At 65.5% G+C, this 21,505-nt stretch carries 25 protein-coding genes; 7 read left to right on the forward strand and 18 right to left on the reverse strand.

Annotated elements, in window-relative coordinates; genetic code table 11:
- Positions 1-2: 2 nt before the first annotated feature.
- Genes AB4Z42_RS21320 through thyX form a run of 3 tightly spaced genes read right to left on the reverse strand, consistent with a single transcriptional unit; the run spans position 3 to position 3,370 of the window.
- A complete protein-coding gene (locus AB4Z42_RS21320) occupies positions 3-1,682 on the reverse strand; it encodes a ribonuclease J (RefSeq protein ID WP_442011204.1) in 1,680 nt (559 codons plus the stop codon).
- The gene (dapA, locus tag AB4Z42_RS21325; RefSeq protein ID WP_442011260.1) at positions 1,682-2,590 is read right to left on the reverse strand and encodes a 4-hydroxy-tetrahydrodipicolinate synthase; all 909 of its coding nucleotides are present in this window, start codon (positions 2,588-2,590) and stop codon (positions 1,682-1,684) included. Before dapA ends, AB4Z42_RS21320 begins: the two co-directional genes overlap by 1 nt.
- Positions 2,591-2,608: 18 nt before the next feature.
- Positions 2,609-3,370 carry an FAD-dependent thymidylate synthase gene (gene thyX / locus AB4Z42_RS21330; RefSeq protein ID WP_442011205.1) on the reverse strand — a complete coding sequence of 254 codons (762 nt, stop codon included), beginning with the start codon at positions 3,368-3,370 and terminating at the stop codon, positions 2,609-2,611.
- 130 nt (positions 3,371-3,500) lie between these two features.
- On the opposite strand from thyX, the gene AB4Z42_RS21335 reads away from it, so the two are divergent.
- Genes AB4Z42_RS21335 through AB4Z42_RS21345 form a run of 3 tightly spaced genes read left to right on the forward strand, consistent with a single transcriptional unit; the run spans position 3,501 to position 5,146 of the window.
- Positions 3,501-3,803 carry a DUF4193 domain-containing protein gene (locus tag AB4Z42_RS21335; protein ID WP_442011206.1) on the forward strand — a complete coding sequence of 101 codons (303 nt, stop codon included), beginning with the start codon at positions 3,501-3,503 and terminating at the stop codon, positions 3,801-3,803.
- Positions 3,804-3,835: 32 nt separating this feature from the next.
- A complete protein-coding gene (locus AB4Z42_RS21340; RefSeq protein ID WP_442011207.1) occupies positions 3,836-4,423 on the forward strand; it encodes a nucleoside deaminase in 588 nt (195 codons plus the stop codon).
- A gap of 9 nt (positions 4,424-4,432) precedes the next feature.
- Positions 4,433-5,146, forward strand: a complete 714-nt coding sequence (locus AB4Z42_RS21345) for a Type 1 glutamine amidotransferase-like domain-containing protein (protein ID WP_442011208.1) — start codon at positions 4,433-4,435, stop codon at positions 5,144-5,146.
- 9 nt (positions 5,147-5,155) lie between these two features.
- Here the strand turns inward: AB4Z42_RS21345 and AB4Z42_RS21350 are convergent, their stop codons facing one another.
- The 3 genes from AB4Z42_RS21350 to AB4Z42_RS21360 are packed head-to-tail and all read right to left on the reverse strand — an operon-like array spanning position 5,156 to position 7,640.
- Positions 5,156-6,367, reverse strand: coding sequence for a winged helix-turn-helix domain-containing protein (locus tag AB4Z42_RS21350; RefSeq protein WP_442011209.1), 1,212 nt, complete (start codon positions 6,365-6,367; stop codon positions 5,156-5,158).
- Positions 6,364-6,849, reverse strand: a complete 486-nt coding sequence (locus AB4Z42_RS21355) for a dihydrofolate reductase (protein ID WP_442011210.1) — start codon at positions 6,847-6,849, stop codon at positions 6,364-6,366. Before AB4Z42_RS21355 ends, AB4Z42_RS21350 begins: the two co-directional genes overlap by 4 nt.
- Complete coding sequence (locus tag AB4Z42_RS21360; protein ID WP_442011261.1) at positions 6,846-7,640, reverse strand: thymidylate synthase; 795 nt, start codon at positions 7,638-7,640, stop codon at positions 6,846-6,848. The genes AB4Z42_RS21355 and AB4Z42_RS21360 overlap by 4 nt, the downstream gene beginning before the upstream one ends.
- Before the next feature lie 60 nt (positions 7,641-7,700).
- On the opposite strand from AB4Z42_RS21360, the gene AB4Z42_RS21365 reads away from it, so the two are divergent.
- From AB4Z42_RS21365 to AB4Z42_RS21375, 3 genes are read left to right on the forward strand one after another with little or no spacing between them, the layout of a single operon-like run.
- Positions 7,701-8,438 carry a dienelactone hydrolase family protein gene (locus tag AB4Z42_RS21365; RefSeq protein WP_442011211.1) on the forward strand — a complete coding sequence of 246 codons (738 nt, stop codon included), beginning with the start codon at positions 7,701-7,703 and terminating at the stop codon, positions 8,436-8,438.
- A gap of 43 nt (positions 8,439-8,481) precedes the next feature.
- Positions 8,482-9,402 (forward strand): HpcH/HpaI aldolase/citrate lyase family protein, encoded by a 921-nt coding sequence (locus AB4Z42_RS21370; RefSeq protein WP_442011212.1) that lies wholly within the window; start codon positions 8,482-8,484, stop codon positions 9,400-9,402.
- Between the two features lie 46 nt (positions 9,403-9,448).
- Positions 9,449-10,747, forward strand: a complete 1,299-nt coding sequence (locus AB4Z42_RS21375; RefSeq protein ID WP_442011213.1) for a DUF222 domain-containing protein — start codon at positions 9,449-9,451, stop codon at positions 10,745-10,747.
- Between the two features lie 45 nt (positions 10,748-10,792).
- Here AB4Z42_RS21375 and AB4Z42_RS21380 read toward each other — a convergent pair whose 3' ends face one another.
- The 6 genes from AB4Z42_RS21380 to AB4Z42_RS21405 form a co-directional block, all read right to left on the reverse strand.
- On the reverse strand, positions 10,793-11,254 hold the full coding sequence (locus tag AB4Z42_RS21380; protein WP_442011214.1) for a hypothetical protein: 462 nt from the start codon (positions 11,252-11,254) through the stop codon (positions 10,793-10,795).
- Between the two features lie 16 nt (positions 11,255-11,270).
- On the reverse strand, positions 11,271-12,011 hold the full coding sequence (locus AB4Z42_RS21385) for an alpha/beta fold hydrolase (RefSeq protein ID WP_442011215.1): 741 nt from the start codon (positions 12,009-12,011) through the stop codon (positions 11,271-11,273).
- Positions 12,012-12,075: 64 nt separating this feature from the next.
- Positions 12,076-12,477, reverse strand: coding sequence for a flavodoxin family protein (locus AB4Z42_RS21390; RefSeq protein WP_442011262.1), 402 nt, complete (start codon positions 12,475-12,477; stop codon positions 12,076-12,078).
- A 62-nt stretch (positions 12,478-12,539) separates the two neighbouring features.
- Positions 12,540-13,004: a hypothetical protein gene (locus AB4Z42_RS21395; RefSeq protein ID WP_442011216.1), complete on the reverse strand. Its 465-nt coding sequence runs from the start codon at positions 13,002-13,004 to the stop codon at positions 12,540-12,542.
- Positions 13,004-13,738, reverse strand: coding sequence for a 4-hydroxy-tetrahydrodipicolinate reductase (gene dapB, locus AB4Z42_RS21400; RefSeq protein WP_442011217.1), 735 nt, complete (start codon positions 13,736-13,738; stop codon positions 13,004-13,006). Before dapB ends, AB4Z42_RS21395 begins: the two co-directional genes overlap by 1 nt.
- Positions 13,739-13,774: 36 nt before the next feature.
- A complete protein-coding gene (locus AB4Z42_RS21405) occupies positions 13,775-14,290 on the reverse strand; it encodes an Lrp/AsnC family transcriptional regulator (protein WP_442011218.1) in 516 nt (171 codons plus the stop codon).
- Between the two features lie 93 nt (positions 14,291-14,383).
- Here AB4Z42_RS21405 and ald point away from each other — a divergent pair, with 93 nt between their 5' ends.
- Positions 14,384-15,499, forward strand: a complete 1,116-nt coding sequence (ald, locus tag AB4Z42_RS21410; RefSeq protein ID WP_442011219.1) for an alanine dehydrogenase — start codon at positions 14,384-14,386, stop codon at positions 15,497-15,499.
- 6 nt (positions 15,500-15,505) lie between these two features.
- Here the strand turns inward: ald and AB4Z42_RS21415 are convergent, their stop codons facing one another.
- The 6 genes from AB4Z42_RS21415 to rpsO all read right to left on the reverse strand — a co-directional run bounded on the left by AB4Z42_RS21415 (position 15,506) and on the right by rpsO (position 21,501).
- Positions 15,506-15,895, reverse strand: a complete 390-nt coding sequence (locus tag AB4Z42_RS21415) for a YchJ family protein (RefSeq protein WP_442011220.1) — start codon at positions 15,893-15,895, stop codon at positions 15,506-15,508.
- A 9-nt stretch (positions 15,896-15,904) separates the two neighbouring features.
- The gene (gene bla / locus AB4Z42_RS21420) at positions 15,905-16,789 is read right to left on the reverse strand and encodes a class A beta-lactamase (RefSeq protein ID WP_442011263.1); all 885 of its coding nucleotides are present in this window, start codon (positions 16,787-16,789) and stop codon (positions 15,905-15,907) included.
- Between the two features lie 48 nt (positions 16,790-16,837).
- Entirely contained in the window at positions 16,838-18,178 is a 1,341-nt protein-coding gene (locus AB4Z42_RS21425) for a M16 family metallopeptidase (protein ID WP_442011221.1), read from the reverse strand.
- The gene (locus tag AB4Z42_RS21430) at positions 18,156-20,411 is read right to left on the reverse strand and encodes a polyribonucleotide nucleotidyltransferase (RefSeq protein ID WP_442011222.1); all 2,256 of its coding nucleotides are present in this window, start codon (positions 20,409-20,411) and stop codon (positions 18,156-18,158) included. Before AB4Z42_RS21430 ends, AB4Z42_RS21425 begins: the two co-directional genes overlap by 23 nt.
- Before the next feature lie 321 nt (positions 20,412-20,732).
- Positions 20,733-21,221, reverse strand: coding sequence for an LppU family putative lipoprotein (gene lppU / locus AB4Z42_RS21435; protein WP_442011223.1), 489 nt, complete (start codon positions 21,219-21,221; stop codon positions 20,733-20,735).
- A 10-nt stretch (positions 21,222-21,231) separates the two neighbouring features.
- A complete protein-coding gene (gene rpsO, locus AB4Z42_RS21440; RefSeq protein WP_442011224.1) occupies positions 21,232-21,501 on the reverse strand; it encodes a 30S ribosomal protein S15 in 270 nt (89 codons plus the stop codon).
- Positions 21,502-21,505 lie beyond the last annotated feature (4 nt).

The raw sequence follows: 21,505 nt of genomic DNA on the forward strand, positions 1-21,505 counted from the left end.
GGCTAGATCTCGATGACCGTGGGCACGATCATCGGCTGGCGGCGGTAGGACTCGCCGACCCATTTTCCGACCGCACGTCGTACGGCCTGGGCGATCCGGGCGACGTCGGTGACCCGTTCCGCGGCAAGGGCTTCCAGCGCTTCCTGCACTTTACGGGTGGCGGGTTCCAGCGCCTTTGGATCCTCGGAGAAACCGCGCGAGTGCAGGAGCGGTGGAGACGCCAGCTTGCCGGTGCCGCTTCGCAGCACCACCGTCACCCCGATGAACCCCGAAGACAGCGTCAGCCGTTCACCGACCACCGTTTCGCCGACGTCGCCGGTGACAAGCCCGTCGACGAACATCTTGCCCGTCGACACCGCGCCGGCTATTGATGCCCGGCCCGCCACCAGATCGACGCTGACGCCGTTCTCCGCCAGCACGATGTTCTCCTCCGGCACCCCGGTGCGCGCCGCCAGCGCGGCATTGGCCCGCAGCATCCGCCAGGTGCCGTGCACGGGCATCACGTTGCGTGGCCGCACGCCGTTGTACAGAAACAGCAGCTCCCCGGCGTAGGCATGCCCGGAGACATGTACGCGCACTTGCGCATTCGTCACGACACGCGCACCGATCTTCGCCAACGCATCCAGGACGCCGAAGATCGCCTCCTCGTTGCCCGGTATCTGGGAGGACGACATGATGATGAGATCACCCGACGTCAGCGTGATGCTGCGGTGCTCACCGCGCGACATCCGCGACAGCGCGGCCATGGTCTCGCCCTGGGTGCCGGTCGTCACGAGCACCACTCGCTCGGGAGCCAGCATCTCGGCGGCACCGATGTCGATGATGTCGTCGTCGTTGTTGAGGGTTATATAGCCGAGTTCCTTGGCGATGCCCATGTTGCGGACCATGGATCGGCCCACGAACGACACCTTGCGCCCCAGCGCGACTGACGCATCGATGATCTGTTGCACACGGCCGACATTCGATGCGAAGCAGGCCACGATGACCCGCCCTTGCGCCCCGCGCATCAGCCGGTGGATGTTCGGGCCGATCTCGCTCTCCGAGGGACCGACACCGGGAATCTCGGAATTCGTCGAATCACACAGGAACAGGTCCACTCCGGAGTCACCGAGCCGCGACATACCCGGCAGGTCGGTCGGCCTGCCGTCGGGCGGAGACTGGTCGAGCTTGATGTCGCCGGTGTGCAGCACGGTGCCCGCGCCGGTGTGGATCGCGATGGCCAAACAGCCCGGAATGGAATGGTTGACGGCGAAGTACTCGCATTCGAACACGCCGTGCGTCGAGCTCTGTCCCTCGTCCACCTCCTCGAACACCGGCTTGATGCGGTGTTCGCGGCATTTCTCGTTGACCAGCGCCAGCGTGAACTTCGAACCGACCACCGGAATGTCGGGGCGCATTTTGAGCAGGTATGGGATGGCACCGATGTGGTCTTCGTGCGCGTGGGTGACCACGAGCGCTTCCACGTCGTCGAGGCGATCCTGGACTAGGCGCAGATCGGGAAGGATCAGGTCGACACCGGGCTCATCGTGAGTCGGGAACAACACCCCGCAGTCCACGATCAGCAGCCGGCCCAGATGCTCGAAAACCGTCATGTTGCGGCCGATTTCGCTGATGCCACCGAGCGCTGTGACCCGCAGTCCCTCTGGGGCCAGTGGCCCCGGTGGCGCGAGTTCTTCGTTCACTAGCGCAGCACCGTGGCGGCCCGCATATCCGCGGCCAGCGCATCGATAGCCTCCGACGAGGCCGGAATCTGCGGCAGCCGCGGATCACCGGCCTCGAAGCCCAGCAGTCTCAGACCCTCCTTGGCCAACGTCACACCGCCCAGCCGTGCCTGTGCCTCGGCCAGCGGTCCGAGTGTGACGTTGATCTTGCGCGCCGTGGCGACGTCACCGGAGTTGAACGCCGACAACATGTCCCGCAGCTGACTCGCGGCCATATGTCCCCACACGCTGATGAAGCCGACAGCGCCCATCGCCAGCCACGGCAGATTCAGCGCGTCGTCGCCCGAGTAGTAGGCCAGGCCCGTCTCGGCGATGATCTGCCCGCCGCCGTGTAGATCGCCCTTGGCATCCTTGATCGCCACGATGTTGGGGTGCCGCGCCAGCGTCCGGATGGTGTCCCACTCGATCGGAATGGACGACCGCGGCGGAATGTCATAAAGCACCACGGGTAGTGGCGTGGCATCGGCGATGGCGGTGAAATGCTCGATGAGTCCGGCCTGCGGCGGGCGCGAGTAGTACGGCGTCACCACCAGCAGGCCATGCGCACCTTCGCCCTGCGACGCCATGGCGAGCTCGATGCTGTGCGCGGTGTCGTAGGTGCCTACACCGGCGATGATGCGGGCACGATCCCCCACCGCGTCCAGCACCGCCCGCAGGAGCGTCAGCTTCTCGCCGTCCGTCGTCGTCGGCGATTCACCGGTGGTACCCGATAACACCAAGCCGTCGCAGCCCGAATCGACGAGACGGATCGCCAGCCGGGCCGCCGCCTCGGAGTCCAGGGAGCCGTCGGGCTTGAACGGCGTGGCCATCGCGGTCAGCACGGTGCCCAACTGGGCCGTCACGTCAAATCCGCCATTGCTCACGCACAGCAGATTACTCGCTCGGCCTCACGCTTCTGTGGCTAGCGGGCTGGTTGCCACCTCTGTGCCGTCAGCCAGCGCATAGATCTCGAAGTCCGAGAACGCCTGCGGTGCGACGTGGATCAGCTGGCGCAGACATTCGATGGCGAGCCTGCGAATCTCCACGTCGGCGTGTTCGCTGGCCCGCATCGCGACGAAATGCCGCCACGCGCGATAGTTGCCGGTGACGACGATGCGGGTTTCGGTGGCGTTCGGCAACACCGCACGGGCGGCCTGTCTGGCCTGCTTACGTCGCAGTACGGCTGACCTGTCTCCGGGCTCACCGCCCAGTTTCGCTTCGAGCCTGCCGAGCAATTCCGTATACGCCGCCCGGCTGGCGTCGGCGGCGGCGGTGAAGATCTCCGCGAGCTCGGGGTCGTCCTCCATGCCCGGAGGCAGGACGACCTCCGAGTCGTCCTCGGGCACGTAGCGCTGCGACAGCTGTGAATAGGAGAAATGGCGGTGCCGGATCAGCTCGTGAGTGGCCGACCGCGAGATCCCGGTGATGTAGAACGACACCGACGCGTGTTCAAGCACCGAGAAATGGCCGACGTCGATGATGTGCCGCACGAAGGCGGCATTGGTCGCAGTCCGCGGATTTGGCTTTGACCAGCTCTGATAGCACGCACGCCCGGCGAATTCGACCAGTGCGGGTCCGCCGTCGGCATCGGTGCTCCATGACACGCCCGAGGGCGGCAGGAACTCCGTCTTGGCGATCAGCTGCACGTGCAGCGGCGCGATCTCGGCCACGGCTCACCCTAGCGTGGGCGCCCTTTGGCATTGATTACTGACGCACGCGTTTGGACGTGGTGTCGGAGGGGAATTATGCGGTCCTCGGGCGGCGTTAAACGCAGCACCGAACTTGGAGGGAGTGGGGCCAATGCCCACAGATTACGACGCACCTCGCACCCAGAACGCCGATGACGCCGGCGATCAGTCTCTCGAGGATCTCGCGAGCCGCAGACGCGAGCAGGTCGACGTGGCCGTGCTCGACGTCGACGACGGGGACGCGGTGGACGCGATCGACCTGCCCGATATGGATCTGACCGGTGAGGAGCTCACCGTTCGGGTGATCCCGAAGCAGGCCAACGAATTCACGTGCTCAAGTTGCTTCCTGGTGCAACACCGCAACCGGCTCGCCCTGCAGTCGGGCAACCAGTTGGTGTGCGCCGACTGCGTCTGACACTCCGGCTCCATCCGCATTAGGGTGGCGCCATGGCAGCGCAGCCAGTTGCATCCCGTCTCCTCGACGTCTTGGAATTCGACATCCTGCCGATGACCGAGCGCGGTGTGGCGGCGGGCAACAAGGTGTTCGGGGCGGCACTGCTGCGCAAGTCCGAGATGTCCCTCGTCCTCGCCGGGACGAACAGCGAGACGGACAATCCGCTGTTGCACGGCGAGATCAGCACCCTGAACCAGTTCTACGAGTTGCCGGACCGTCCCCCGACTCGCGACCTGATGTTTCTGTCCACACACGAGCCGTGCCCCTTGTGCCTGTCGGCCATCACGTGGGCAGGATTCGACAACTTCTACTACTTCTTCACATACGAGGACTCCCGGGACGCGTTCGGCATCCCACATGACCTGACGATCCTCGAAGAGGTCTTCGGGATCGACGACGGCAATTACCGCCGCACGAATGCGTTTTGGACCTGCCATTCGATCGGCGACCTCGTCGAAGCCGAACCCGAGCCGCTCCGCACCGAGCTGCGTGAGCAGGACCAGCGGATCCGCGATGTCTACGCGGCGCTGTCCGCGACCTATCAGGATTCCAAGGGCAACAACGACATTCCGTTCGACTAGATTCTTCACGTGCCCGCCGACGCTCCGACCATTCTTGCCACCAGCGGCGGCCTGCGGCCAGGCCAACGCATCCGGTGGGAGCTCAGCGCGCTCAGCCAGTACGCCGTGGACCTGTCCGGGGTGACCGGCCGCGCCCCGCGGGTCTGCTTTGTGGCTACGGCAATTGGTGACGACCCGTCGATGCGGCACAGTCTGTTCGCGGCTGCCGGTGCGCTGGGGTGGCACAGCTCCGAACTCGTTCTGTTTCCGATGCCGAACGTCGAGGACATCCCCGCTCTGCTGCTCGATCAGGATGTGGTGTGGGTGTGCGGCGGAAGTGTGGCCGGGCTGTTGGCCATGTGGCGGTTACACGAAGTAGGCGACGCCATGCGGGCCGCGTGGGAAGCCGGGGTCGTGCTTACCGGCGTATCCGCCGGATCGATCTGCTGGCATACCGGCGGAACCACCGATTCATTCGGACCGACATTGCGGCCGGTCACCGACGGACTCGGTTTCGTCCCCTACTCCAACGGCGTGCACTACGACTCGGAACCTCAACGACGCCCGCTGTTTCAGCGACTGATCGCCGACGGCACGCTGCCTCCCGGGTACGCCACCGACGACGGCGTGGGAGTGCTGTACCGCGGTAGCGACTTCGTCGAGGCGGTCAGCGAAAAGGATGGCGCCGGGGCCTACCACGTGGACGCTGATGGCGAAACGCCATTGGACGTACGGCGCCTGTAGGCCGGTCGATCAACGACACGCTCGACGCAGATCGGCCACCAGGTCGCCCCGCCGCCCCACTCTCACGTCGCTCAGCCCCAGCCACGTCGCCATCTTCTGCAACTCCGGAGCCAGCGCCGCCGCGACCCGCGACGGTTGCTCCCCCTCTTCGGCGAATGCGCCGACGACGTTCAGCGCCCCCTGCGCACGATCTGCCTTCAGGTCGACCCGCCCGACGAGCCTGCCGTCGAGCAGGAACGGCCACACGTAGTACCCGAACCGGCGCTTGGGCGCGGGAGTGTAAATCTCTATGCGGTAATGGAATTGGAACACCCGCTCCATGCGCGGGCGGAAGAAGATCAGCGGATCGAAAGGGCACAACAACGCGGTGCCACGGTCGCGCCGAGGAATCTTCTGGCCCGCAGGCATATAGGCCGGGGCCGCCCATCCGTCGACGTCGACGGTCTCCAATACGCCGTCGGCCACCAGCTTCGCGACCGCCGGCTTGCTCTGCTTCGGGCTGAGCCGGAAATAGTCACGGATGTCGGCTTCGGTCCCGATACCGAGCGCACCGGCGGCACGCAACGACAGCTCACGGACCGCCTCATCGTCGTCGACCTGCCTGGCGACCACCTCGGGCGGCAACACCCGCTCCGTGAGGTCGTAGTGGCGGGCGAATCCGATACGGGTGGCCGTCGTCAGCACGCCCGACGACCACAACGCCTCCGTCACCCATTTGGTGTCGCTGCGGTCCCACCACGGCCCTTTGCGGCCGCGCTGTTCGGACCCCAGGTGTGCCTCGATCTGTCCGGCGGTCGACGGTCCGAGTTCCGCGATCGCGGCGACGACGTCGTCGGCAAGCCGCCGGTTCTTCTTGACGATCTCTTTTCCCCAACGGCCGTCGGCGTACTCCCGCATCCGCCAGCGCAGCAGGGGCCAATCGTCCACGGCCATCAGCGCGGCCTCGTGCGCCCAGTATTCGACGAGCAGCCGCGGGGAGCGTGCGGTGTGACTCCACGCCGCACGATCCAGTACGTCGCGGTCGTAGGGGCCGAGCCGACTGAACACCGGCGCATAGTGGGCCCGCACCGCGACCGACACCGAGTCCAGTTGCAGCACTTGGATCCGCGACACCAGCCGACGCAGATGGGCGCGCGTCACCGCCCCGCTCGGCGGTGCCTCCGTGAAGCCCTGCGCCGCGACGGCGATGCGGCGGGCCTGCGCGGTGGTCAGCCTGCTCACGGGCGGACGTAGCTGAAGAACCGGTAGCGCAAACCCGAGGTGCTGGTCAGCCAGTCCCCTTGGGTGCCTATCCAATGTTCATCCAGCGTGGGTGCCACCGCATCGCCGTCATCGCGGGGCAGGTCGATCTCGACCTCGGTGACCTCGCACCGCGTGGCAAGCGGCAGCGCGAGCGTATAGATCTGCTCACCGCCGATCACCCAGGTGATGTCGTCGGTCAGAGCGTCCTGAAGCAGGGGAACCACGTGCGCACCGTCGGCCATGTAGTCAGCTTGCCGCGTCAGTACGACATTTTTCCGGCCGGGCAACGGTCGCACCTTCGCGGGCAGCGACTCCCAGGTCAGCCGCCCCATCACGACGGTGCGTCCCATCGTGAGCTCTTTGAATCTGGCCTGGTCCTCTGGCAGCCGCCACGGGATGCCGCCGGCGCGGCCGATCACGCCACTGCTCGATTGGGCCCAGATGAGCCCCACCGTCGTCATACGGCGACGGGCGCCTTGATCGCCGGGTGCGGGTCGTAGTTCTTGATCACGACGTCGTCGTAGGTGTAGTCGAAGATCGAATCACGCGGCGCCAGAACGAGTTCCGGGTACGGACGCGGATCCCGGCTCAGCTGCTCGGTGACCTGTTCGATGTGATTGTCGTAGATGTGGCAGTCGCCGCCGGTCCAGACGAAGTCGCCCACCTCGAGGCCGGCCTGTGCCGCCATCATGTGGGTCAGCAGCGCGTAGCTGGCGATGTTGAACGGCACGCCGAGGAAGAGGTCGGCGCTGCGCTGGTACAACTGGCAGCTCAGCCGGCCGTCGGCCACGTAGAACTGAAAAAACGCGTGACACGGCGGGAGCGCCATTTGGGGGATCTCGCCGACATTCCAGGCCGAGACGATGTTGCGTCGCGAATCCGGGTCGGTCTTGAGCAACTCCAGTGCCGCGCTGATCTGGTCGATGTGGTCACCGGACGGCGTCGGCCACGACCGCCACTGCACGCCGTATACCGGACCGAGATCGCCTGTGTCAGAGGCCCATTCGTCCCAGATCGTGACGCCGTGCTCCTGTAGCCAGCGAACGTTCGAGTCGCCGCGCAGGAACCACAGCAGCTCGTAGACGATCGACTTGGTGTGCACCTTCTTGGTCGTCAGCAGCGGAAATCCGGCCGTCAGGTCGTAGCGCATCTGATGGCCGAACAGGCTGCGGGTACCCGTGCCGGTGCGGTCGGATTTCGGGGTTCCGCGCTCGAGTACGAGGCGAAGGAGGTCTTCGTACGGCGTGCTTATAGACCCTGTGACCGGCACTCGGTCAGCTTACGTCCAGAGGACAGGAGTAGAACGAAAGCCATGCCGATCATCACCGACAGCATCACCACGGCCGACGGCACCTGCCCGGTCACCCTGCACACCCCCGAGGGCGACGGGCCGTGGCCCGGAGTCGTCATGTACCCCGACGCCGGCGGCGTGCGCCAGACGTTCCGCGACATGGGCGACCAGTTGGCCTCCTACGGCTACGCCGTTCTGGTCCCCGACGTGTACTACCGCGACGGTGATTGGGCGCCCTTCGAGATGGCGTCGGTGTTCAACGACGAGGGCGAGCGCAAACGGCTCTTCTCGATGATCTCGAAGGTCACGCCGGACATCATGGCCACCGACGCAGGTGCGTTCTTCGACTATCTCGTGTCTCGGCCCGAGATCAGCGGCGAAGCATTCGGCACCACCGGCTACTGCATGGGCGGGCGGACGTCCCTGGTGGTCGCGGGCCGACTCCCGGAACGCGTTGCCGCGGCGATGTCGTTCCACGGCGGCGGCCTAGCGGCCGACGATCCGGGCAGCCCGCATCTTCTCGCCGATCAAATGAAGGCCGCCGTCTATGTGGGCGGCGCCGAGAACGACGCCTCGTTCACCACCGATGCGGCCGAAAAACTGGCGAAGGCGCTCACGGCGGCGGGTGTCGAGTACACCATCGAGTGGTACGGGGCGGGTCACGGCTTCGCCGTTCCCGACAACGCCCCCTATGACCCCGCGGCGGCGCAACGGCACTGGGACGCCATGGAGTCGTTCTTCGGCGTCCACCTCGGCTGACCCCGCGTAACGCCACAGACGGCCGGTGCGCAACCATGAACGGATGAGCGACCAGCCGACCTCAGAGCAACCGGATTCCGGCGAGGGATCGCGTATCGACCCGGTACTCGCACGCAGTTGGCTGCTGGTCAACGGCGCGCAGTACGACCGCTTCGCGCCCGCGACGGCATCCCGCGCCGACATCGTCGTCCTCGACATCGAGGATGCCGTCGCCCCGAAGGACAAAACGGAGGCACGCGACAACGTCATCCGGTGGCTTGGCGAGGGAAACAGTGACTGGGTCCGAGTCAACGGATTCGGCACACGCTGGTGGGCCGACGACCTCGATGCATTGGGTAAGACGTCCATCGGCGGCGTGATGCTCGCGATGGTGGAGTCCGTCGACCACGTGACGGAAACCGCGAAGCGGCTGCCGAACGTGCCCATCGTCGCACTGGTGGAGACGGCACGCGGTCTGGAGCGCATCACCGAGATCGCCGCCACCAAGGGCACGTTCCGGCTGGCCTTCGGAATCGGCGACTTCCGGCGTGACACCGGTTTCGGGGACAACCCCACGACGCTGGCCTACGCGCGTTCGCGGTTCACGATCGCGGCGAAGGCGGCGCACCTGCCCAGTGCGATCGACGGCCCGACGGTCGGCTCGAGTGCGCTGAAGCTGAGCGAGGCGACAGCGGTATCCGCCGAGTTCGGCATGACGGGAAAGATTTGCCTGACACCCGACCAGTGTCCGACGGTGAACGAGGGGCTGTCACCGTCCCCCGAGGAAATCAGTTGGGCCAAGGAGTTTTTCACCGAGTTCGAGCGTGACGGCGGCGAGATCCGCAACGGCTCCGATCTACCGCGCATCGCCAGGGCCAACAAGATTCTCGACCTCGCCCGCTCCTACGGCATCGAGGTGACGGAATTCGACGACGTCGACGAACCGGCGCATATTCCGGCACCGTCAGACACCTACCACTACTGAGGTTTGACCGCCGGAACTTGTCGGACCCCGATGCTTTGATGGGGTCATGTCTTCGACCGCATCGATCGACGTTCCCGCTTTGAGTCGGGTTGATCGTCTCGATGCGTGTTTCGAGGAACTGGGCGACTTGATGGGTCAGCGCAATGCCATCGATGCACGCATCGTGGAACTCGTCGCCGAGATGGACCACGACAATCTGGTCAGCATGACCGGGGCGCGATCGATCGCGGCGCTGGTGGCCTGGAAGACCGGGTCCTCGACGGCCAACGCCAACACCATCGCCGCCATCGCGCATCGACTTCCGGCGTTTCCTCTGTGTGCGGCCGGGATGCGCGAGGGCCGGCTGTCACTGGATCAGGTCGGGACGATCGCGAAGAAGGCCGCCAACGGATCCGACGCCCACTATGCCGCGCTGGCCGAGGTCACCACCGTCAGTCAGCTCAACACCGCCCTCAAACTCGAACCACCCCTGGACCCCGAACCCGATCCGTGGCGTGAACCCAACCCTGATCGGGAACCCGAACCCGAGCCCGAGCTGCCGCCCTCGATCACCAAGACCCACAGCGACGAGCAGTACACCTACTGGAAGATTCAACTGTCCCACCTCGACACGGCGACCTTCGACGCCGCCGTGCAGTCACATCTGGATGCCGCGATCGCCCAACACCAACGCGACCGCGACCGCGACGACACCCTGCCCGCACAACACCGGCCGCCGTTTCCTACCAGGGGTGAGGCGTTCATGAGTCTGGTGAAATCGGGATGGGACGCCGACGTCACCCGCCGCCCGCACGGACAGCACACCACCGTCGTCGTGCACCTCGACGTCAAGGACAAGACCGCCTCCCTGCATCTGGGGCCGCTGCTCGCCGACCACGACCGCCAATACCTGACCTGCGATGCCACCTGCGAGCTGTGGTTCGAGCGCGACGGTCAACCCCTAGGCGCCGGACGGACCGCCCGCACCATCAACCGCCGACTACGCCGCGCCCTCGAATACCGCCACTGCACCTGTGCGGTGCCCGGCTGCACAGCGACCCGCGGTCTACACGCCCACCACATCCGGCACTGGGAAGACGGCGGCCCCACCGACCTGGACAACCTGGTGCTGCTGTGCCCTTATCACCATCGGTGCCACCACCGCGGGGCCATCACCATCACCGGACCCGCACCCGACATCACCGTCACCGACAGCGCGGGACGCGAACTCAGCACCGGATCGCTTGCCCGATCACCCAATCGAGCCCCACCCGACGTCGCGCCCTACCGAGGACCGACCGGCGAACGCGCCGACTGGTGGTGGTACACGCCCTTCGAACCACAACCACCACCAAGCAACAACTAACGTTGATGCTCAAACAGGTTGGTGCATAGCGGAGCTCAATCGCACCTACTGAGAATCGTGGTCGTTTCGGTGGAGGAACGTGCCGATTGCGCGCGCAACCCCCCGGCCCGCGTAGATGCCGGCGAGGATCGACAAGATGATCATCGCGATGAACATCACCAGCCAGTTCGATCGGCTGTGGCTGACGTTCCACCACACGATCGTGAAGAGGATCGCGCAGAGGAACACCACGATGTCGCGCCAGTTTCCGGCGTAGGACATCGCGGCTTCGCGCAATGCGCGCGACCGCTCGGTTCCCTCGATCAGATCGGCGATGCGCTCGTTGATACTCGCTTCCAGGCGGGCTTTCAGCTCCGGCCTGTCATCGGGGATCCGTTCGAGCAGGTCCATGTCCTTGGCGATCATGGCGCGAACGTCGGGCCCCTTGAAGCTGCCGGCAGCGGCGCCCAGCAGGGCCCCGCCGGCGATCGGCGCGGCGCCCATAGCGAGTTCGGCAATCCCAGGCATGTGTCTCCTCCGTCGGTCAGGCTTGCGTCTCGGCGAGCAACGCGGTGGCGAGCTCCTGCGGTCGTGTGGTCATCGCCTGATGGCCCGCGTCGATCCGGACCACCCTGTCTACCCGCAGCGTCTCGGCGAAACGTTCCTGCCACGCCGGCGGCAGGCTCATATCCTGTTCGCACACTACGTATGTCGACTTGACGGCCGCCAGATGGTCGTAACGCCAGTCACTGTAGAAGTAGGAGCTCAACGGCCAATTGTCGTGCCCCAGCTTCGCGAGGAACGCCTCGCGATCGGGTGCCGACATGTCGTTGCAGAACATGACCGCGAAGCGCTCTTCGAGCGATGTCGTGTTCGGATCGAGGGGGAATCCAACATTGTCCTCCCGCTCGCCATGTGCGCAATTGCCCATCAATTCCAGAACGCTGGTTCCGGGCGGCGGTGCAGAACATGCTACATAGACGATCCTGCCGAACATCGCCGGCGCGATCTCGACCATGCGGGGAATCGCCATGCCCGCCTGCGAATGTCCGACCAACACGACGTCACACATACCCGCTGCATCGATGTCGTCGACGAGTTCCCTGGCTATGTCGTCGAATTCGATTGAGGATGTATCGCGGCCACGCTTGGCACCACACCCCGGCACGTCGAGCGCGATGCAGTCGGTATCTGCGGATGCCGACAGCAGGCTGATCACGTCGTCCCACAGCCAGCTGCCCTGCCCACCCCCGTGTAGCAGTGCGAAATTCGTTGCCGCCACCATCGCTTCCGTCCTCGTGTCGAGGGGCAATAGTAGTTCGCCACCATGGCCACCGGAGTGTCTTCGGCTACCCCATCAACTGCGCCGCGACCGTGGCGCCGAGCTCCCAGCACGCCTCCAGGTCGGCCTTGCTCGGCTTGCCCGCCACCACAACATATTCGGCGGCCTTCACCCATCCCAGCCCGCCGGTGATCCCGTCCACGGCACGCTCGGCTCCCTCGGTGCCCTCGTTACCGTGGAGGTACAGGCCGAAAGGCCGCCCCTTCGTGGAGTCGATAAGTTGGTAATAGGCGCAGTCGAAGGCGTGCTTCAGGGCACCGCTGATATAGCCCAGATTCGCCGGAGTGCCTAGCACGTAGCCGTCGGCCTCCAGCATCTCGACGGGTGACACCGTGAGCGCCGGTCGGCGGACGACCTCCACGCCCTCGATGTCGGGATCGGTGGCCCCGGCCACGACCGCCTCGAACATCTCCTGCGTATGCGGCGACGGCGTGTGATGGACGATCAGCAGGGTCTTATTCGATGGATTGTTCACGAGCGCTCCTCCATCTCGACCGCCTTCTTCATGGCTTCGCGCGCGCGGCTGCGATCGCCCGCGTAGTCGTAGGCACGCGCCAGCCGATACCAGCGTCGCCAGTTGTCCGGGTCGTTCTCCAGTTCCTCGCGCACCGTCGCGAAGAGCGCGTCGGCGGCGTCGCGCTCGATTCGCCCCGACGCCATCCGCGGCAGCGAGTTGACGTCCAGTGCCATTCCCTCGTCCTTGACGATCCTGCCCAGCCGCTGATGCGTGAGCCCCGCCCGCAACGTGGCCACCATGACCCATATGCCGATCAACGGCATGATCATCAGCGCCAGACCGAGGCCGATCGCGGCGGCTTCGCCAGAAGTGATGAACGCCATGGCGATCCGGCCGAGCAGAACGAAGTAGACGATCAGTGCGACGCACATGAAGCCGATCAGCAGCTGAATGCGCAGCGCCTGCGATCTCTGGCTCATCAGAGGTCGAGCAGCGGCTCGATACCCACGGTGAGGCCGGGACGCTCGGCCACCTTGCGTACCGCAAGAAGGACGCCCGGAACGAAGGATGTGCGGTCGAAGCTGTCGTGCCGGATCGTCAACGTTTCGCCGAGCGTGCCGAAGAGCACCTCCTGGTGCGCGACGAGTCCGGCCAACCGCACCGAGTGCACCGGGATCCCGTCGACGTCGGCGCCCCGGGCGCCGTCGAGGCCCGTGCTGGTCGCGTCGGGATTGGGCGGAAGTTCTTTGCGCGCCTCAGCGATCAGACGGGCGGTGCGGGTCGCCGTCCCCGACGGCGCGTCGGCCTTGTGCGGGTGATGCAGTTCGATGACTTCGACGGATTCGAAGAACCGGGCGGCCTGTTGCGCGAAATGCATCGACAGGACCGCGCCGATCGCGAAATTGGGCGCTATGAGCACCGCGGCATCCGGCTTGTCGGCCAGCCACTCCCGGACCTGGCTCACCCGCTCGTCGGTGAATCCGGTGGTGCCGACGACAGCGTGGATCCCGTTGTCGATCAGGAACCTCAAGTTGTCCATCACGACATCGGGATGGGTGAAGTCGATGACGACCTCGGTCCGCGAATCGACCAGTTGACTCAGCGGATCGCCGTCGTCGACCCCCGCGGAGAACGTCAGGTCCTCGGCATCCTCGACCGCCGCAACCATCGTCGCGCCGACCTTGCCTTTGGCCCCCAGGACTCCGACTCGCATGGGGGCAACCCTAGTTGGTGGCCTCAGCCCGACCGTCTATAACGGGGAGGCGCCCCGCAGGTGCTCGAATATCAACGACGTCTGGGTGCCCGCCACGTCGGTGTCGGCGTTGAGGTTCTCCACGACGAACGAGCGCAGGTCGTCGGTGTCGCGCGCAGCGACATGCAGGATGAAGTCCTCGGCACCGGCCAGGAAGTAGACGTCCATCACCTGAGGTTTGCGTCTGATCTGGTCGATGAAGCTGTGGATCTTGCCGCGGGCGCTGGATTGCAGGCTCACCGAGATCATCGCCTGGAGGGTCAGGCCGATCGCCGCCGGATCGATGTCGGCGTAGAAGCCGCGGATCACCCCGATGTCCTGCAGCCGCCTCAGCCTGACGTGACAGGTCGACGGGGCGATGCCGACCACCTCGGCCAGTGCGCTGTTGGAGATGCGGGCGTCGGCGTGCAGCGTGAGAAGGATCCGCCGATCCACCTCATCGAGGTCCACGCCCCGAACATCCTTCGGCGAACGCGGGAGACGCGCCGACGGTATCGATGTTTCTTCACTCATGTCCGCATGTTAGCGAATTATCCGCATACTTATTGCCTTCTAAACGAAGATTCTTCACACTTTAGGGAACAAATCCGATTCTTAGGAGCGATCATGCGCGTCGGCATCCCGACCGAGATCAAGAACAACGAGTTCCGTGTCGCCATCACCCCGGCCGGTGTCGCCGAGCTGGTCCACCGCGGTCATGAGGTGCTGGTTCAGGCCGGTGCGGGCGAGGGGTCCGCGATCGCCGACAACGATTTCAAGCGCGCAGGCGCTCAGATGGTCAACAGCGTCGACGAGGTCTGGGAAGAAGCCGAACTGCTTCTCAAGGTCAAGGAGCCGATCGAGGCCGAGTACTCGCGCATGCGCGAGGGCCAGACCCTCTTCACCTACCTGCACCTCGCGGCCTCCAAACCGTGCACCGACGCACTGCTCGCTTCGGGCACGACCTCGATCGCCTATGAAACCGTCCAATTGGCCGACGGATCCCTTCCGCTGCTCGCCCCCATGAGCGAGGTCGCGGGCCGCCTGGCCGCCCAGGTCGGCGCCTACCACCTGATGCGCAGCCACGGTGGCCGCGGCGTGCTCATGGGCGGCGTGCCCGGCGTCGCACCCGCCGAGGTCGTCGTCGTCGGTGGCGGCGTTGCCGGCTACAACGCCGCACGCATCGCCAAGGGCATGGGCGCGCACGTGTCGGTCTTCGACGTCAACATCAACACGCTGCGCAAGATCGACAACGAGAACAGCGGAGCAATCGAGACCCGCTACTCGTCCATGCTCGACCTCGAGGATGCGGTCAAGCAGGCGGACCTGGTGATCGGCGCCGTGCTGGTGCCCGGCGCCAAGGCGCCCAAGCTGGTCACGAATTCGACCGTCGCACATATGAAGTCCGGTGCGGTGCTCGTCGACATCGCGATCGATCAGGGCGGCTGCTTCGAGGATTCGCGGCCGACCACACATGACGACCCCACCTTCGCGGTGCACGACACCGTGTTCTACTGCGTGGCCAACATGCCGGGTGCGGTGCCGCGCACGTCGACCTACGCGCTGACCAACGCCACGATGCCGTACGTGCTGAAGCTGGCCGACAAGGGCTGGCAGGCCGCGTGCGACTCCGATCCGGCACTGGCCAAGGGCTTGTCCACGCACGAGGGTTCGCTGCTCTCCGAGCAGGTGGCCGCCGATCTGGATCTGCCCTTCACCGATCCGGCCGCCCTGCTGGCCTGACCTGGATCAGCTGAACAACTCCCCGTCCACGTAAAACCATCGACGGGCTCTGACGGCGAAGCGGGACCGCTCATGCAGCGTCCCGCTTCGCTTGTTCTGCAGATAGTGCGCATGGAATTCGACCTCACCCGACGTGTCGCCGGTTCTCCCATCCACGGTGTCCACGATCTCCAGACCGGTCCACGTCAATCCGGCCTGCGGTGTCAGCGCGTCGGGCCGCGTCCGCGGATGCCACGTCTGCCAGAGGTAGTCCAGGTCGTCGGCGGCGTAGGCGCTGTATCGCGACCGCATCAGTTGTTCGGCGGTCTCGGCCTGGCGTTCGCCGAGGTGCAGTGGCAGACAACAGCGACCGAACGGCTCATCCGACCCACACGGACACGACGCGCTCGGACGCATGGTCCTTCTCTACGCGAGAAGCGTCGGCATCACCAGTGCTGTCAGCTCGCCGATCAGCGGACGCATGTTCTCGGCCTTCGGATCGTCGGCCTGCGACCGCGTGAGGATCGCGAGCAGAACGCGTTGCCCCGCCGGTCCGTACGCGATGCCGACGTCGTTGGTGCTGCCGTAGTCCCCGCTGCCGGTCTTGTCGGCGGTGGTCCAGCCGGGCGGTAGCCCGGCCCTCATGCTCGACGTCTGATTGGCGCGCATCCAGTCCTCGAGCACCTTCCGTTGTGCAGGCGCGAGGACGTTTCCGTCGAGCAGCGCGCGGTACCCCCCGCCGAGCGCCTCGGGCGTACTGGTGTCGCGGAGATCGCCGGGAATCGCCGAGTTCAGCTCGGTCTCCCATCGATCCAGCCGCGTGCGTTCGTCTCCGATGCTGCGCGCGAACGCGGTGATCGCCTGCGGACCGCCGATCCTGTTCAACAGGATGTTTCCTGCCGCATTGTCGCTCTGCTGCAGCGCGGCCTGGCACAGTTCGGCCAGCGTCATCTCACCGCCGGCATGTGTTTCTGTGACAGGCGAATTGGGCAGAATGCCTTCCGGGTCGACGAACATCCTGTCCTCGATCGAGAGCTCACCGTGCTGGGCCATCTGCAATATGCGCGCCGAGGCGTAGCCCTTGAACGTCGAACACATCGCAAAGGGATCTTGCGCGCGGTGGGCAACGGTCTTGCCGGACACCAGGTTTGTCGCGAAGATCCCGATGGAGCGGTTGTGCTCTTGCTCCAGGCCTTGGATCGAAGCATCGACTGACGGCGGCTGCGCCAGTGCAGGATTATGTGAGGTCGCGGCGACTGCGGCGAGTGTCAATCCACCGAGCAGTACGTGCCGTCGGGACAGTGGCTGGATGTCGGCGCCGGAGCGCCTCAGTCGAGTCATCGTCCCTACAGTAAATGATCAGCGCGTCATGGCCCGAAGCGGCTGCGGCAACGCCCTTTTCGAAGTTTGCGGGCCGAGAACAGCGCCACCGTATGGACGGGTGAGCAGTTTGCGCGCGACGGAGTTGACCTCGTCGAGTGTCACCGCTTCGATCTTGGCGAGGGTGTCGGCGATGCTGCGATGTGTGCCGAAGTTCAGCTCGCTGCGGCCGATCCGGTTCATCCGGGAACCGGAGTCTTCCAGACCGAGCACCAATCCCCCACGCATTGAACCCTTCGCGATCCGGTATTCGGTCTCGGTGATGCCGTCGCGGGCCACCGCACCGAGCACGTCGGCAGTCACCCGGGTGACTTCTTCGAACCGCTCCGGCAGACACGCCGCGTAGATCGACAGTGCACCGCTGTCGGCGAAGGTGTCCACCGTCGAGTAGACCGAGTACGCAAGTCCGCGTGTCTCCCGAATCTGTTGGAACAGCCGCGAACTCAATCCTCCGCCAAGCGCGGTGTTGAGCACCGACAACGCCCAGCGATGCTCCCAGTGCCTGCCCGGCGTCCGGACACCGAGCGACAGATGGGTCTGCTCGGCGTCCTTGTTGACCAGTTGCAGTGTCGGCCGGCCCGTGACGCGGCCGGTCCCCTTGCGCGGGGGCACGGGTTTGCGGCCGCGAACCAGCCGAGGGCCGAAGTGCTCCCGCACCAGGGCCATCACCTCGTCGTGGTCCACGTTTCCCGCGACCGCAACCACCATTCGCTCCGGCGTATAGCGACGCATGTGGAACGAATGAAGTTGTGTCCGTGTCATCGCCGCGATCGAATCCGAGCTGCCGATCACGGGTCGCCCGATAGGATGCGCGCCGAACATCGCCGAAAGGAAGACGTCGCCGAGGGTGTCTTCGGGATCGTCGTCGCGCATGGCGATCTCCTCGAGCACCACGTCGCGCTCGATCTCGACATCGTCTGCGGCGCAACGCCCACGCAGCACCACGTCCGCAACCAGGTCGACAGCCAGTTCGAGATCGGTGTCGAGCACGTGTGCGTAATAGCAGGTGTGCTCGCGGGAGGTGAAAGCGTTGAGCTCACCCCCGACCGCGTCGACGGCCTGCGCGATCTCGACCGCGGTGCGGGTCGGCGTGGACTTGAACAGCAGGTGCTCCAGAAAGTGCGCCGCACCGGCAACGCTGGGTCCCTCATCACGGGAGCCGACGTCGACCCACACCCCGACCGATGCGGAATGCACCGACGGGATGTACTCGGTGACCACACGCAGGCCACCGGGCAACACGGTGCGACGCACGGCCGCAGATGATTGGTCGCCGCGTCCGGTGCGGCGCAACGCCCTAGTTGGTGGCCGCTGCGGCATCTGCTGGTGCAGTCTCCGACGGAGCCTCCGCTGCTTCGTCTTCGGCGACGAGGACCAGCGAGATCTTTCCACGGTTGTCGATGTCGGCGATCTCCACGCGCAGCTTGTCGCCGACCTTGACGACATCCTCCACCTTGGCGATCCGCTTGCCGCGGCCCAGCTTGGAGATGTGCACCAAGCCGTCCCGGCCGGGCAGCAACGACACGAACGCTCCGAAATCGGTTGTCTTGACCACGGTTCCGAGGAACCGCTCGCCGATCTTGGGCAGCTGCGGGTTGGCGATCGCGTTGATCTTGTCGATCGCCGCCTGCGCCGCTTCGCCGTTGGACGCGCCGACGAACACGGTGCCGTCGTCCTCGATCGAGATCGATGCACCGGTTTCTTCGGTGATCGAGTTGATCATCTTGCCCTTGGGCCCGATGACCTCGCCGATCTTGTCGATCGGCACCTTGATCGTGGTGATGCGCGGCGCGTACGGGCTCATCTCGTCGGGCTCGTCGATGGCCTCGGCCATCACCTCGAGAATGGTGATCCGGGCATCCTTGGCCTGCGCCAGCGCTCCGGCCAGCACCTGCGACGGGATTCCGTCGAGCTTGGTGTCCAGCTGCAGCGCGGTGACGAAGTCCTTGGTGCCTGCGCACTTGAAGTCCATGTCGCCGAAAGCGTCCTCGGCGCCGAGGATGTCGGTCAGCGTGACGAAGCGTCTTTCGACGCCACCGCCCTCTACTTCCACGTCGTCAGACACCAGACCCATCGCAATACCGGCAACCGGAGCCTTCAGCGGCACACCGGCATTCAGCAGCGACAGCGTCGATGCGCACACCGAACCCATCGACGTCGAACCGTTGGAGCTCAACGCCTCCGAAACCTGACGGATCGCGTACGGGAACTCCTCGATGGACGGCAGCACGGGCATCAGCGCCCGCTCGGCCAGGGCGCCGTGGCCGATCTCGCGGCGCTTGGGCGAACCGACACGTCCGGTCTCACCGGTCGAATAGGGCGGGAAGTTGTAGTGGTGCATGTACCGCTTGCTGGTCTCGGGTCCCAGCGAGTCGATCTGCTGGGCCATCTTCACCATGTCCAGCGTGGTGACACCCATGATCTGGGTTTCGCCGCGCTCGAAGATCGCACTTCCGTGCGCGCGCGGTACGACGGCGACCTCGGCCGACAGCGCCCGGATATCGGTGATGCCGCGCCCATCGATGCGGAAGTGGTCGGTCAGGATGCGCTGGCGCACAAGCTTCTTGGTGAGCGACCGGAACGCTGCGCCGATCTCCTTCTCGCGGCCGGCGTACTGCTCGGCCAGCCGGTCGAGCACCTCGGCCTTGATCTCGTTGGTGCGATCGTCGCGCTCTTCCTTGCCCGCGATGGTCAGCGCCTTGGACAGCTCGTCGGTGGCCACCGAGGACACGGCGAAGAACACGTCCTCCTGGTACTCGGGGAACACCGGGTAGTCGGCGGTCGGCTTGGCAGCCTTGGATGCCAGCTCTTCCTGCGCGGTGCACAGTGCCGAGATGAACGGCTTCGCCGCTTCGAGGCCCTCGGCCACGACGGCTTCGGTCGGCGCGCCCGCGCCGCCGCCGATCAGCTCGATGACCTTGTCGGTCGCCTCGGCCTCGACCATCATGATCGCCACATCATCGGCGGTCTTGCGACCGGCGACGACCATGTCGAACACGGCGTTCTCCAGCTGCTCGACCGTTGGGAACGCCACCCACTGGCCGTCGATCAGCGCGACACGCACGCCGCCGACCGGACCCGAGAACGGGATCCCGGAGATCTGGGTCGACGCGGACGCGGCGTTGATGGCCAGCACGTCGTACAGATCCTTGGGATCCAGGCTGAGGATGGTGACGACGACCTGGATCTCGTTGCGCAGACCCGAGATGAAGGTCGGGCGCAGCGGCCGGTCGATCAGGCGGCAGGTCAGGATCGCGTCCGTGGAGGGACGGCCTTCACGACGGAAGAACGAGCCGGGGATGCGGCCCGCCGCGTACATCCGCTCCTCGACGTCGATCGTCAGGGGGAAGAAGTCGAAATGGTCTTTGGGCTGCTTGCTGGCCGTGGTGGCCGACAGGAGCATGGTCTCATCGTCGAGGTAGGCGACGACGGCGCCGGCGGCCTGCTTGGCCAGCCGGCCGGTCTCAAAACGGATGGTGCGGGTGCCGAAGCTCCCGTTGTCGATGACGGCGGTGGATTCGTACACGCCTTCTTCAAGTTCAACTACAGACATGGTTGTCCGTATGGCCTCTCTGGATCACAGTCTTCACTGTTCAGCTGTTTTGCAATGCCACAGTGTGTGAATCACCGGCCTCGATTTGGCCACGGCCATCGATCGAAGCTGTCGGGTATCAGACCCGGCAGCCACTACCGAAGACCGCGCGATCAGGCAATTCGTTGATCCAACACAGTTCGATATGACACGCGGGAACGGCGCTCACGGTTCTGCGAGGGCCGCACCTAAATCATTCGAGCCGTAACCGGCTGTCGAACTCCGCCATCCTACATTGCAGCAGGTACGGCACCGAAATCCCCGGGAGATCCCGCGAGTCCCTCAGGCCACGTCCTCCACGCACACGGTGAAGCCGCGCTCGTCGTAGGGGTAGCCGACGCCGGTGGAGCACTGGTCGACGTTGGCAACCTTCAGGATCTGGGTGGCGCGCTGGCGGTTGGGCACCGCGGAGTCGGTGCAGTCCACCTGCACCGGATCCTTGTCGTTGTTCGGGTCGATGCTCATGCAGTTCCCGACCACCCAGTCGACGTCCATGCAGATCGTGGTGGTCTTGTCCGAGAAGGTGCCGCGCATCGAGTAGTACGAGTCGACGTCCGCCGGGCATTGTTCGCTGGTTTCGACCGAGGCCGCCACCCTGAAATTGGACTCCCGGCTACCGCAGGCGACCTTGGTCACCTCGGGCCGTTCGGGGGTTCCGCCCGTCTTCAGGCAGTCACCGACCGCCAAGTTCGCAGCCGACGAGTGCGAGCATCCGGCCAAACCGGCGGTCGCAAGGACCGCGGCCGCGACGACCGCGGACAGGTTCCGCACGTACGTCGCGTCAGCGACGCAGCCCGAGGCGCTCGATCAACGAGCGGTAGCGCGCCACGTCGACTGCAGCGACGTACTTCAGCAGCCGGCGGCGGCGACCGACGAGCAGCAGCAGACCGCGACGTGAGTGGTGGTCGTGCTTGTGCATCTTCAGATGCTCGGTCAGGTCGGCGATGCGCTTGGTCAGCAGCGCGACCTGGGCCTCCGGCGAGCCGGTATCGGTGCCATGCAGGCCGTACTCGCCAAGAATGGTCTTTTTCTGTTCGGCAGTGAGCGCCACGAAA

Origin of the sequence: Mycobacterium sp. 2YAF39 (assembly GCF_052114565.1) — a bacterium.
Lineage (GTDB): Bacteria > Actinomycetota > Actinomycetes > Mycobacteriales > Mycobacteriaceae > Mycobacterium.